Source organism: Aquimarina rhodophyticola, assembly GCF_042434915.1.
Taxonomy (GTDB): domain Bacteria; phylum Bacteroidota; class Bacteroidia; order Flavobacteriales; family Flavobacteriaceae; genus Aquimarina.
This window is the reverse complement of sequence record NZ_CP170198.1, coordinates 3,134,555-3,147,898: the sequence shown is the minus strand read 5'-3', so window position 1 is coordinate 3,147,898 and position 13,344 is coordinate 3,134,555. Positions and strand designations below refer to the sequence as shown.

Below are 13,344 nucleotides of genomic sequence, written 5' to 3'. Positions count from 1 at the left end.
TTAATAGCTACTGCAGATCTAGCCATTCCAGCTTCAGCAGTTATTCATGTAGTTATGTTAAACATGTTAAGATCAGAGTTTGCTCCCAACGGCCAAAATCTATCAAAGGAGTTTGGTACTATCAAAGATCCAAATGAATTTGAATATTTATATGAAATGGATGCTTATCACCATATACAAGAAAAAAACCTTATATCCAGCAGTTTTTCTTACCGCAGGATTAAACGACTCTAGAGTTGCAGTTTGGCAGACTACTAAGTTTGCTGCAAAAATGAAGGCTTCTACACTTTCAAAGAAACCTGTCCTGCTTATTGTTGACTTTGAAGGTGGTCACGGATTTAATGCTGTAAAAGACAAAAAAAACAAAGAACTTTTGGATATAATGACTTTCCTTTTTTGGCAAACTGGTCATCCCGATTATCAACCTAAAAATAAAAACTAATACTTTAATCCACTTATAAACTGACCTTAAATTTTGGATTTACATTATTTTGCAATAGGTAATAAACAAAAACCTCCAAGTCTAAAACGACTTGGAGGTTTTATATAATTATTTTAAAACGATTTATCCTTTAAGACTCGCTTTTAAATATTCTCTGTTCATACGTGCAATATTTTCTAACGAAATGCCTTTAGGACATTCGATTTCACATGCTCCTGTATTGGTACAGTTACCAAATCCTTCTTTATCCATTTGATTTACCATGGCTAAAACACGATCTGTCGCTTCAACTTGTCCTTGTGGTAACAATGCAAACTGTGAGACTTTTGCAGAGGTAAATAGCATAGCAGAAGCATTTTTACAGGCAGCTACACAGGCTCCACATCCTATACAGGTCGCGGCATAAAAAGAATCATCTGCTTTTTCTTTTTCAACCGGAATAGCATTAGCATCAATTGTATTTCCCGAGGTATTTACCGAAATATATCCTCCAGCATGCTGTATACGATCAAAGGAAGTTCTGTCAATTACCAAATCCTTTATTACCGGAAATGCTTTTGCTCTGAAGGGTTCTATGGTGATGGTATCTCCATCCTTGAACTTCCGCATATGCAGTTGACACGTAGTTACCAATCTGTCTGGTCCATGAGGCTCACCGTTAATCTGCAATGAACAGGATCCGCATATACCTTCTCTACAATCATGATCAAATTCTACTGGATCATGACCTTCGACAATGAGTTGCTCGTTAAGCACATCCATCATTTCTAAAAAAGACATATCACCATCGATATCAGTCACGTTGTACGCTTCTAACTTTCCTTTTGAAGTGGCATCTTGCTGACGCCATATTTTTAATGTAAGATTCATAATTTTTAGTTTGTTAGCCCAGAGTCAAAAGGCACTTGTTTGCTTTGACCGCATTAATAAATGCATTTAACATTTTACTCTGTTCAGTAATTAAATCTTGAATTCTATTAAATTTTTCTGTTAAAATAAAACTTAGTTCCTGTGCAATTATTAATTGAGTTTCTAATTCTAGCAGTGATCCTGTAGAATAACTCAAAAACTGAACATAACTTTTAGTATAATTTCTCCACCAGCCTTCGGCTATATTTGAAGAAATTGAAATAGATGATCTTTTTAACTGACTTTGCAATACAAAAATTTCATCTTTAGGCAACTCTGCACAGATTGAGTAAACTTCTTTGACAATTTCAATTCCTTTTTGCCAAATTAACAAATCTTTATATGATTGTACAGTTCCCATCCAGTGGCTTATGCCTAACTACTAATTCACTTTATTTATAACTTCTTGTTTTTAATTCAATATTTTCGTAAACCAATTCTTCTTTATGAAGCACGGCATCTTTTGGTGCACCTTTATACTCCCAAGCTGATACAAACTTAAAGTTTTCATCATCTCGTAATGCTTCACCTTCTGGTGTTTGATATTCTTCTCTAAAGTGACCTCCACAAGACTCATTTCTATGCAATGCATCTTTTGCGAATAGCTCTCCTAACTCCAAGAAATCTGCAACACGACCAGCTTTCTCTAACTCTTGATTTTTGGTTGCTGCACTTCCTGGAATTTTTACATTTTTCCAGAAATCTTCACGTAATACAGCGATCTCATCAATAGCTTCTTGAAGTTCCTTGGCATTACGGGACATTCCGCATTTGTTCCACATGATTTTACCAAGTTTCTTATGGTAATAATCAACAGAATGCTGTCCGCTACCTCCCATTAATTTCTCAATGCGTTCCTTAACTTCTTTTTCTGCTGCTTCAAATTCTGGCGAATCTGTTGAAATTTTACCCGTTCTAATATCATCTGCTAAATAGTCTCCAATAGTATAAGGTAATACAAAATAACCATCTGCTAACCCCTGCATTAATGCCGAAGCTCCAAGTCTATTTGCACCATGATCAGAGAAATTAGCTTCTCCTGCTGCATAACATCCAGGGATAGTAGTTTGTAGATTGTAATCAACCCAAAGCCCTCCCATTGTGTAATGCACCGCAGGGTAAATCATCATTGGAGTCTTATATGGGTTTTCGTCTACAATTTTTTCGTACATCTGGAATAAGTTACCGTATTTATTCTCTACGACTTCTTCTCCAAGTTTTATAATTTCGGCTTCTGATGGATTTTTCATACCAGAAGTTAACGCTTTTTCTTTTCCGTATCGCTTAATAGCCGATGCAAAATCCAAGTACACCGCTTCTCCAGTTTTATTAACACCAAAACCGGCATCACATCTTTCTTTTGCAGCTCTAGAAGCCACATCACGAGGTACCAAATTACCAAAAGCAGGATAGCGTCTTTCCAAATAGTAATCTCTATCTCCCTCGGCTATTTGTGTAGGCTTTAATTTACCTGCACGAATTGCTTCTGCATCTTCTTTCTTTTTAGGCACCCATATACGTCCATCGTTACGAAGCGACTCAGACATCAATGTTAATTTTGACTGATGATCTCCTGATACAGGAATACAGGTTGGATGAATTTGTGTAAAGCAAGGATTTGCAAAAAAAGCACCTCTACGGTGTGCTCTCCAAGCTGCCATCACATTACTTCCCATGGCATTAGTACTCAAAAAGAATACGTTTCCATATCCACCCGAAGCTATTACCACAGCGTGTGCCGAATGTCTTTCTATTTTTCCGGTAACCAAATCACGTGCAATGATTCCCCTAGCTTTACCATCGACTTTTACCAAATCCAACATTTCATGTCGGTTAAAGGCTTGTATCTTACCTCGATTAATTTGACGGTTCATTGCAGAATATGCACCTAATAATAATTGCTGTCCCGTTTGCCCTTTGGCATAAAATGTTCTTGAAACAAGTACCCCACCAAAAGATCGGTTGTCTAATAATCCACCGTATTCTCTAGCAAAAGGAACACCTTGCGCAACACATTGATCAATGATATTACCGGATACCTCAGCAAGACGGTATACGTTTGCTTCTCTAGAGCGATAATCTCCTCCTTTTACCGTGTCATAAAACAAGCGATAATTAGAGTCTCCATCACCTTGATAGTTTTTTGCAGCATTAATCCCTCCTTGTGCGGCAATTGAGTGTGCACGACGAGGAGAATCTTGATAACAAAACGTTTTAACGTTATAACCTAACTCTGCAAGTGTAGCTGCTGCACTACCTCCTGCTAGTCCTGTACCTACTACGATAACATCAATGTTACGTTTGTTTGCAGGATTTACCAGATCAACTTTGTTTTTATGATTGGTCCACTTATCTGCCAGTGAACCTTTAGGTATTTTAGAATCTAAAATTGACATAATAGCGGTAATTTTAATGATTAAAATGATGTACTAAGGCAATAATTACAAATCCTAACGGAATAATAATTGCAAAAGCTTTTGCAAACTTAGTAGCAGCTAGAGAGTACTTATTGTTAAATCCGACAGATTGAAAAGATGACGCAAATCCATGCCATAGGTGTAATCCTAAAAACACAAAGGAAACCACATACAATCCTGTACGAATTGGGCTCTCAAACTTCTCTACCAACTCACTATAATATCGTGTAGCATCTTCTGGAGCAACCTCTATATATTTGTGTACTATCTCGGGCACCCAAAAATCATAGAAATGTAACCCTAAAAAAGCTAACACTACCAAACCTGTTATTATCATATTTCTGGACATCCATGAGGAGTTGGCCCCTCCATCATAACGCGCATAACTTACTGATCTGGCATTACGATTACGGATTTCTAAAATGAATCCCATAATAAAATGAAATACAACTCCAAAAATCAACACGGGTTGTAATAGAAATTGAACCACAAAATTTGTTCCCATAAAGTGTGACAACTCGTTAAAGACATCTTCACTCACAATAGAAGTAAAATTTATAGTAAAATGTTGTAATAAGAAGAAAACTAAGAAAAGTCCCGAAAGAGCCATGGCAACTTTTCTAGCAATTGAAGATTTTATCAATCCACCCATTAGTTAAAATATTTAAATTTTGAGAAACAAAAGTACGCCTCAAACATCTTTTTAACAACATTTTCCTACTTTTATCCAGTATTTATAATCAATATAAAAAACTTTGATACTGATCTGTTCTTTTTTCTGATATATTATGGATGCCTTTAATAAATAAAGTAAGATTACGATCTAAATTCGTAACTTTATTTTTATGAAACCATTGCTTTCCAAACTTCCCGTAAGCCATACAACAATATTTACAGTAATGAGCGAATTGGCCAACCAGTATCAGGCTCTTAATTTATCGCAAGGTTTTCCTGATTTTCCTGTGGATCCAGAACTTATTACTCTAGTATCTAAGGCGATGAAATCTGGTAAAAATCAATATTCACCCATGGCTGGACTGATGCAGCTACGAGAACGTATTGCAGAAAAAGTTGCCAATTCTTATGGTTATACCTATCATCCAGAAACCGAAATAACTATTACTAGCGGAGCTACACAAGCCCTGTTTACATGTATCGCTGCCTTTATTCACCCAAAAGACGAAGTGATTATTTTTGAACCTGCATACGATTGTTACGAACCTTCTATACGCTTGTTTGGAGGAGTCACTATACCCATTCAGCTTTCGTATCCAAACTACACTATTGATTGGGATCAGGTTGCTGAGGCGATTACCCCAAAAACTCGGATGATCATTATCAATACACCTCATAATCCAAGCGGAACCACTATGTCTAGTGAAGATATGGCACACTTAGAGAAATTAGTCGCTACTAATAACATTATAGTTTTGAGTGACGAAGTGTATGAACATATAATCTTTGATTCTACAGTGCATCAAAGTGTTGCTCGATATCCTAGTTTGGCCTCTAGAAGTTTTATTATTGGCTCCTTCGGAAAAACATTTCATGTCACTGGTTGGAAAACTGGATATTGCTTAGCTCCATCTGCATTGATGAAGGAGTTTAGAAAAGTACATCAATACAATGTATTTTCTGGTAATCATCCAATTCAGGCAGCTATAGCACAGTATCTAGAAACCCCCTCACACTACTTGAGCTTACCTGATTTTTACCAACATAAAAGAGATCTCTTTCTTTCATTACTTAAAGGGTCTTCTTTTACGCACGTACCTGCAACCGGAACATATTTTCAACTATTGGAGTATTCTGCTATTACTAATGAAAATGATTTGGAGTTCGCAAAAAGACTTACTAAAGAATATAAAATTGCATCAATCCCCATCTCTGTATTTAATTCATCCAAACAAGATGATAAGGTTTTGCGATTTTGTTTTGCCAAAAGTGACGAGACGCTCAAACGTGCAGCCGAAGTTTTACACACTGTTTAATGTTCTATAAATCAAATTTTAATTGAATAATCTCTATTTCTTCTTTCTTTTTTACCGATGCCTTACCCGTATTTAAATTAGATAAGGAAATTCCCAGTAAACGTACAGAGTTTTTCATTTTTTCTTGATACAATAATTCTTTTGCCAGTTCAAGTATTATTGCTGCATCGTTAACAAAATACGGCACTGATTTGCTGCGAGTTTGTAAGGTAAAATCGCTATATTTTATTTTTAAAGTAATAGTTCTCCCCGACACTTTGTTGTTTTTTAATCGCTTTTGCAGTTCTTCGGCTATACTTTCCAAACGCTCTAACATGTAAATTTCAGAAGCTATGTTTTCTTTAAATGTTCGCTCGGCAGCTAAGGATTTGCGTTCACGGTTTGGTTTTACGGGACTATTATGTATACCTCGTACAATTTGATAGTAATGCTTACCAGATTTACCGAAATGCTGGGTTAAAAACTCTTCGGATTTGGATTTGAGATCCATACCCGTATAAATACCCATGTCATACATTTTTGCTTGAGTTACTTTACCGACTCCATAAAATTTCTTTACATCTAATTTTTCCAAAAAACCTATAACTTCTTCGGGATTTACAGTTTTTTGACCATTTGGCTTATTGTAATCACTCGCTATTTTTGCTACAAATTTATTGATAGAGATACCAGCAGATGCAGTCAAACCAATTTCCTCAAATATTCGCCGCCTAATATCCTGTGCTATCAGACTTGCACTTGGATTTCCTTTTTTATTTGCGGTAACATCCAAATATGCTTCGTCCAGAGATAGGGGTTCTACCAAATCAGTAAATTCAAAAAATATCTTCCTGATAGCCGTTGATATTTCTTTATATCGTTCAAACCTTGGTCGTACAAAAAGTAGCTCAGGACATAATCTTTTAGCCATCGCACCACTCATTGCAGATCGCACCCCATACACACGAGCTTCATAACTTGCAGCACTCACAACTCCACGTTTTTCACTGCCCCCAACAGCCAACGGTTTACCCTTTAGCGATGGATCGTCAAGTTGCTCTACAGAGGCGTAAAACGCATCCATGTCAACGTGTATGATTTTTCTATAACTCACGTGTTGCTTAAGACTTCGATCTTGCAAATTTATAGCTTCTTTGACTAATGTTAACCCTATCATTACCTACCTTTACGTTAAAATTAACGGCCATGAGCAAAACCGCAATTGTTTTGGGCGCTACAGGACTTACTGGACATGCGCTACTAGAAAAACTTCTCAAAGACGATACTTACAGTCAAGTGAAATTGTTTTCGAGAAGTAAAATCGATTTGACACATCCAAAAATCGAAGAGTATCTCATTGATCTATTTCAATTAAGCGAGTATCAAGAACAATTTAATGCAGATGTGGTATTTTGTTGTATAGGAACTACCAAAAATAAAACGCCAAACAAAAAACTATACAAAAAAATCGATTTTGGTATTCCCGTAGCAGCAGCAAAACTTTGCGAGCAAAATAATATTTCAAAGTTTATAGTAATTTCTGCACTTGGAGCAAATAGACAAAGTAAAATTTTTTACAATAGAGTAAAGGGCGAAATGCAGGATGCTGTAAAACAATTTACAATTGATAAAACGTATATTCTACAACCTTCACTCATTGATACCAAAAGAGAAGAAAGAAGAATTGGTGAATATCTGTTTATTCAATTTATGAGAGTAATAAATCCATTATTAGCAGGTAAGTTAAAAAAATATCGATCTATCAAACCTGAAACAATAGCAAAAGCAATGTGTTGGTTGGATAAAAACAGTATTGATAAAGATATTATTGAGTCCGACGAAATTCAAGAGATAGCTTTGAAGTGGTAAATTTTTATCTGAACATATAGTATGAAAGAGATTGAAAGAAAGTTTTTGGTAACCGCTTCTAGCTACAAAAATGAGGTGCATCAGTCTTACAGAATTGTGCAAGGATTTTTGAATACAGACCCAGAACGCACCGTTCGTATAAGAATAAAAGGTAATCATGGTTTTATAACTATTAAAGGTATCAGTAACGCCTCGGGAACCACTCGTTTTGAATGGGAAAAAGAAATTACAGTCGAAGAGGCAGAAAACTTATTAGCGTTATGTGAAACTGGACGCATCGAGAAAATACGACACGAAGTTGTGGTGAATCAACATACCTTTGAAATCGATGAGTTCTTTGGAGCAAATCAATCTCTCATACTTGCAGAAATTGAACTTTCTGATGAAAATGAATACTTTGATAAACCAAATTGGTTAGGCAAAGAAGTAACTGGTGACAAGCGGTATTATAATTCTCAACTAAGCAAAAATCCCTTCTCTAGTTGGAAAAATACACCCCTTCACTAAAATTTAAAATCCTTTTAATACCAATTAGGTAGCGTTCTTATTACAAATGTGATTTACGAGGGGAGAACTATGTGCTATTGAAATTGATTTTGGGAAGGATACAGGACCAAAAGTTAAAAAGTATATAAAATAAAAAAAGGTGGAAAATCCACCTTTTTTTGCCCCAAATCTACCATGAACTTAACCTACTTATGCTATGGCTCTGCTAATATAAAGCGTTATTTCCTTGTGGAAAAATGTTTTAGATAAAAGGTCAAAATACTTGTTGAACTACACAAAACACAAAAATTTAACACAAAAAATTTTGTCTTTTTAATAAGCCCTTTCTTTTTTTCCTTCGTAAAAATTAATAAATGCTCTGTTTACCACACGGTTTCCTCCTGCTGTTGGATAATCTCCTGTAAAATACCAATCTCCAAGATTATCTGGACAAGCTTTATGAAGGTTCTCGACCGTTTGGTATATTACTTTAACCTCTGTAGTAACCGATTCTTCACTCAAAAGCGCTGCTATTTTATTACTAATTTCTTGATCTGTAAAATTAGCATAGATATCTTTTACATAGTTTTGCACATCAGAATCTTCAAACGTTTCTTGAGATTTACATTTTTTATATACTTCTTCAACTAAATCATACTTACCCCTTTCTTTGAGTAGTTCGAGTGCGGCATTAAAAGCAACCAACCCTTCTAAATTTGCCATGTCGATACCATAACAATCTGGATACCTAATTTGTGGAGCAGATGACACCACTATAATTTTTTTAGGCTGTAAACGATCTAGCATTTTTATAATACTCTTTTTTAATGTGGTACCTCTAACGATACTATCATCAATAATTACCAAGTTATCTTCGGGATTAACTACGCCATAGGTTATATCATATACGTGAGCAACCAAATCATCCCGACTACTATCTTCTGTTATAAAGGTGCGTAGTTTGGCATCCTTAATAGCTATTTTTTCTGTACGTAAACGATGTGACAAGATTTCCTTTAACCGTTCATTTGTTAGATCTTGTTTCTCTGCAAGGATGGTTTCATTTTTTTGCTTATTAAGTTCATCCTGTGCTGCTTCAACCATACCATAAAATGATGTCTCTGCCGTATTTGGAATAAAAGAAAACACCGTGTTAATCGTATCATGATCAATTTCTTTGAGCACCTGTGGCATAATTAGTTTACCTAATTTTTTACGCTCTTTATAAATTTCGGCGTCGCTTCCTCTAGAAAAATAAATTCTTTCAAAAGAACATGCCTTACGTTCTAAGGGAGTTATTATTTTTTGTATTGAAGTTTCACCACTTTTTTTGATGATTATAGCTTTACCTGGATCTAATTCTTTAATCTTATTAAAGTCTACATTAAAAACGGTTTGTATTACTGGTCGTTCTGAGGCCACGACAACTACCTCATCATCTTGATAGTAATATGCAGGTCTTATACCTGCTGGATCTCTTAATACAAATGCATCACCATGGCCCAACATTCCTGCCATTGCGTAACCGCCGTCCCAATCACGAGAGGATTTTTTAAGAATCTTTGCAACATTAAGACGTTCTGCTATTTCTGGAGAGGCATCAACTTTGCTAAAGCCTTCTTTTTTAAGTTTCTTATAAAGTTTGGCTACTTCAGAATCTAAGAAATGTCCAATTTTTTCCATCACAGTAATGGTATCGACTCTATCTTTTGGATGCTGTCCTAATTTTACCAAGTTTCTAAATAATAAATCATTGTTGGTCATATTAAAGTTACCAGCAACGATAAGATTGCGATGCATCCAATTGTTTTGTCTCAAAAAAGGATGTACACTTTCTACACTATTTTGTCCAAAAGTTCCATAACGTACATGACCTAACAAAACCTCTCCGATATAGGGTACGTTTTTCTTTTGCCATGCTACATCGTCACTATATTGAGGATGAGCGGTTAATTCAGAATTTATGCGATCATTAATCTGAGAAAAAATATCTTGTATCGGTTGAGCTTCGCTAGAACGAATTCGACTTATATAACGTTCTCCTGGCAAGGTATCTAATTTTATACTTGCGAGTCCAGCTCCATCTTGACCACGATTATGTTGCTTCTCCATCATCAGATACATTTTATTTACTCCATAAAATGCAGTTCCGTATTTTTCTTTGTAGTATTCCAAAGGCTTCAGCAATCTAATCATTGCGATACCACATTCATGTTTTAAAGCGTCACTCATTATATATCTAAAATTCTAATTGTTGTGTTTCGACGTAAATAAAAAACCCTAGAGCATAATGCCTAGGGCTTAGAAAATTATTATGTTAATTCAATTTCGAACTGTGTGAGTTCTTTGAATTCCTGCAAACGTTTTTTTATTTCTTCTTTTTTGAGGCTCTGCATTCGTTCTGTTCCAAATTTCTCCACGCTAAAAGATGCCAAATTGGAGGCATGAATTATTGCTTTTTTCATATTTTCGAAAGAAATATCGTTGGTCTTTGTAAGGTATCCAGAAAAACCTCCTGCAAAAGTATCGCCGGCTCCTGTTGGATCAAAAACTTCTTCTAACGGTAAAGCGGGGGCAAAGAAGATTTGCTCATTATGAAAGAGTAACGCACCGTGCTCTCCTTTTTTAATTATTACATACTTAGGGCCCATCTTTTCAATAGCACGTGCTGCTTTAACCAATGAATACTCTCCACTCAATTGTCTAGCTTCTTCATCATTTATAGTAATTACATCTACCTTGGCAATTACTTTTCGTAAATCCTCGATAAACATATCTTCCATCCAAAAATTCATTGTATCCAAAATGGCTAATTTTGGTTTAACAGTCATTTGTTCGAGCACACTTAATTGTACTAAAGGATTTAAATTACCCAACATTACAATTTCTGCTTCTTTATAATGATCGGGTACGATAGGGTTAAAGTCTGCCAATACATTTAACTGTGTGTCCAAAGTATCCCTAGAATTTAAGTCATTATGATATTTACCACTCCAAAAAAATGTCTTTCCCCCTTTAACAACTTCTACTGCTGAGGTATCAATTGTTCTATCCTGTAACATTTTTAAGTATTCTTCTGGAAAATCCTCTCCCACAACAGAAACAATTGCCGAAGGCACCTCAAAAGTAGCGGCAGCAAGTCCTATATAAGGGGCAGCTCCACCTAAAATTTTATCAGTTTTTCCAAAAGGAGTTTCAATGGCATCAAAGGCGATAGAGCCTACAATCAGTAATTTACTCATAGATAGCGTAATATTTTTTTGCAAATATAAGTTTTACTTTTTAGATACGATAAGAAATCAAATAGCTTAAAAAATCCATTAATTCAATTCGCTCAATATGCAAGGAGTATTTTTGAAAGTGTTATAAAAATTTAGTGGTTACCAAAGTTGCTGTTTTCATTTCTCTAACCAATCATAGAAACCAAAGTTGTTAAATTATCAAAATTTTGAGATTCGTTTGTTTTTTTACTTAAAATACTATGTTTAAAAAACGAATTATACACCGGCTATTAGATCTTTGAATTGAAACTGTTAAAAAATTGTGAAAAATAAAAAACTTTCTTCTATTTGCGGCTAAACATAAACTCTAATTATAATGAAGAAATTATTTTTGACTAAAATTTTAACGCTTTTACTGGTATCTGTCGTTTTGTTTAGTTGCGAAAAAGATTCAGAAGAACTTACTCAAGTTTCTCTAGAAGCAGTAGAACAAAAAAGTGCACAAGTATGTGTTGAAAAATGGGATGCAAAACTCAATACCAAAGCGGCAAGTGTCAAAGCCAAGGAATGGGAGCCTGGACAAACAATTTATATAAAATTCTTGAACGGTAATAATTTTGTCCAATCCAAAGTCGAGCAATATGCCAAAGAATGGGAGCAATTTGCAAATGTGAAGCTTGTATTTTTAGCTTCAAACAGCAGCACTACAGCCAATATCAAAATTACTTTTAAGGAAGGTGCTTATGCAAATGATGGTGGATCTTGGTCGTACCTTGGAACAGATTCTAACAGCTATGCTAGAAGTATGCATTTTGGATGGTTTAATGATACTACTACCGATAGTGAATTTAGTCGTACCACCATTCATGAGTTTGGTCATGCGCTTGGATTGATTCATGAACATCAAAATCCTGTTGCAGGAATTAACTGGGATAGAGAAGCTGTATATGCTTATTATGCAGGGCCACCGAACAACTGGAGTAGAGCTCAGGTAGACAATAATTTATTTAGACGTTATGAAGCTAACACTTCTAACTACAGTGTTTATGATCCAAAATCGATAATGCATTATCCAATTCCTGCTGCTCATACTACTGATGGTGTTGCTGTAGGAAGAAATACGGTTCTATCTGCGACTGATAAATCATTTATAGGTACTATTTATCCTTTTGACGGAACCCCTACTACTAATATCTGTGATGGTGTTTCTCCATATAATGCTAATACCCCTTATAGCATAGGAGATAAAGTTACTTATAACGGAGATTTATATGAAAGAACTGCTTCGGGATGGAATAATCTGGGTGCGTGTGAGGATAGTCCTGAGACTGATAAATGTGATGGTGTTGCTCCTTATAATGCCAGTGTTACTTATGCCGTAGGAGATCAAGTAACGTACAACGGAGATTTATATGAAAGAACCGCTTCGGGATGGAATAATCTAGGTCCATGTGGTAGCTAATACCCTATAGCTTACAAAAACATTTATATAGAATTAAATTTCTTTTAATGCTTTAATAACTAAATGCTCTGAAACTTACCTCAGAGCATTTTTTATGTAGATAATTTTACCAAAAACAGTCCTAATACAAGTGCGCAGCCGTCATTTAAATTCTTTTTCTTTAGCCTTTAAATAGATCTCAGTCAAGAATATAGTAGAAAATAAACAAATCACCCATATGCCCAAGCCTATAAATAGCGCGATCAACATAGAAAACAATAGATACAATAGTACCATAGCTGCTATTGTAAGAATGCTTAATTTTAATAACATTCTTGGAAAATACTCTTGAGCGGCATCCCAGTTCTTTTGATTTTCCATAGATCTAGGTGTACGATATCCATATAGGCCATTGATTTTTTTGGCTGGTTTGTATAAAAAATAAACAGGCAACGCAATGATAAGTACACTAATAATAACCAATAGTATCGCTATAATATTCATAACCTCATTTTATTGATGCCCTTTAAATAAGAGTTTTAATGATCATAGATTCTAGTTCCTGCCAAAATCTACTGGGATCTCACCT

General features: G+C 35.2%; 13 protein-coding genes. 5 read left to right on the top strand and 8 right to left on the bottom strand.

The window, feature by feature from the left end:
- Nucleotides 1–133 precede the first annotated feature (133 nt).
- Nucleotides 134–442: a prolyl oligopeptidase family serine peptidase gene (locus ACE939_RS13600; RefSeq protein ID WP_378186141.1), complete on the top strand. Its 309-nt coding sequence runs from the start codon at nucleotides 134–136 to the stop codon at nucleotides 440–442.
- Between the two features lie 123 nt (nucleotides 443–565).
- Here ACE939_RS13600 and ACE939_RS13595 read toward each other — a convergent pair whose 3' ends face one another.
- The 4 genes from ACE939_RS13595 to ACE939_RS13580 are packed head-to-tail and all read right to left on the bottom strand — an operon-like array spanning nucleotide 566 to nucleotide 4,420.
- Entirely contained in the window at nucleotides 566–1,312 is a 747-nt protein-coding gene (locus tag ACE939_RS13595) for a succinate dehydrogenase/fumarate reductase iron-sulfur subunit (RefSeq protein ID WP_378186140.1), read from the bottom strand.
- Between the two features lie 13 nt (nucleotides 1,313–1,325).
- Nucleotides 1,326–1,712, bottom strand: a complete 387-nt coding sequence (locus tag ACE939_RS13590; protein WP_378186139.1) for a four helix bundle protein — start codon at nucleotides 1,710–1,712, stop codon at nucleotides 1,326–1,328.
- A gap of 31 nt (nucleotides 1,713–1,743) precedes the next feature.
- Nucleotides 1,744–3,747: a fumarate reductase/succinate dehydrogenase flavoprotein subunit gene (locus ACE939_RS13585; RefSeq protein WP_378186138.1), complete on the bottom strand. Its 2,004-nt coding sequence runs from the start codon at nucleotides 3,745–3,747 to the stop codon at nucleotides 1,744–1,746.
- Nucleotides 3,748–3,760: 13 nt separating this feature from the next.
- Complete coding sequence (locus ACE939_RS13580) at nucleotides 3,761–4,420, bottom strand: succinate dehydrogenase cytochrome b subunit (RefSeq protein WP_378186137.1); 660 nt, start codon at nucleotides 4,418–4,420, stop codon at nucleotides 3,761–3,763.
- Nucleotides 4,421–4,613: 193 nt separating this feature from the next.
- Here ACE939_RS13580 and ACE939_RS13575 point away from each other — a divergent pair, with 193 nt between their 5' ends.
- Nucleotides 4,614–5,759 carry a methionine aminotransferase gene (locus tag ACE939_RS13575; RefSeq protein WP_378186136.1) on the top strand — a complete coding sequence of 382 codons (1,146 nt, stop codon included), beginning with the start codon at nucleotides 4,614–4,616 and terminating at the stop codon, nucleotides 5,757–5,759.
- A gap of 4 nt (nucleotides 5,760–5,763) precedes the next feature.
- Here ACE939_RS13575 and dinB read toward each other — a convergent pair whose 3' ends face one another.
- Entirely contained in the window at nucleotides 5,764–6,915 is a 1,152-nt protein-coding gene (gene dinB / locus ACE939_RS13570) for a DNA polymerase IV (RefSeq protein WP_378186135.1), read from the bottom strand.
- Between the two features lie 29 nt (nucleotides 6,916–6,944).
- On the opposite strand from dinB, the gene ACE939_RS13565 reads away from it, so the two are divergent.
- On the top strand, nucleotides 6,945–7,607 hold the full coding sequence (locus ACE939_RS13565; RefSeq protein ID WP_378186134.1) for an NAD(P)H-binding protein: 663 nt from the start codon (nucleotides 6,945–6,947) through the stop codon (nucleotides 7,605–7,607).
- Between the two features lie 21 nt (nucleotides 7,608–7,628).
- Nucleotides 7,629–8,114, top strand: coding sequence for a CYTH domain-containing protein (locus ACE939_RS13560; protein ID WP_378186133.1), 486 nt, complete (start codon nucleotides 7,629–7,631; stop codon nucleotides 8,112–8,114).
- Between the two features lie 312 nt (nucleotides 8,115–8,426).
- Here ACE939_RS13560 and ACE939_RS13555 read toward each other — a convergent pair whose 3' ends face one another.
- Both ACE939_RS13555 and ACE939_RS13550 read right to left on the bottom strand, forming a co-directional pair.
- Nucleotides 8,427–10,325 carry an amidophosphoribosyltransferase gene (locus ACE939_RS13555; protein ID WP_378186132.1) on the bottom strand — a complete coding sequence of 633 codons (1,899 nt, stop codon included), beginning with the start codon at nucleotides 10,323–10,325 and terminating at the stop codon, nucleotides 8,427–8,429.
- Between the two features lie 80 nt (nucleotides 10,326–10,405).
- Nucleotides 10,406–11,335, bottom strand: a complete 930-nt coding sequence (locus ACE939_RS13550) for a PfkB family carbohydrate kinase (protein ID WP_378186131.1) — start codon at nucleotides 11,333–11,335, stop codon at nucleotides 10,406–10,408.
- A gap of 355 nt (nucleotides 11,336–11,690) precedes the next feature.
- Here ACE939_RS13550 and ACE939_RS13545 point away from each other — a divergent pair, with 355 nt between their 5' ends.
- Entirely contained in the window at nucleotides 11,691–12,776 is a 1,086-nt protein-coding gene (locus ACE939_RS13545) for a M12 family metallopeptidase (protein ID WP_378186130.1), read from the top strand.
- Nucleotides 12,777–12,917: 141 nt separating this feature from the next.
- Here the strand turns inward: ACE939_RS13545 and ACE939_RS13540 are convergent, their stop codons facing one another.
- Complete coding sequence (locus tag ACE939_RS13540; protein WP_378186129.1) at nucleotides 12,918–13,259, bottom strand: SdpI family protein; 342 nt, start codon at nucleotides 13,257–13,259, stop codon at nucleotides 12,918–12,920.
- Between the last annotated feature and the right edge of the window lie 85 nt (nucleotides 13,260–13,344).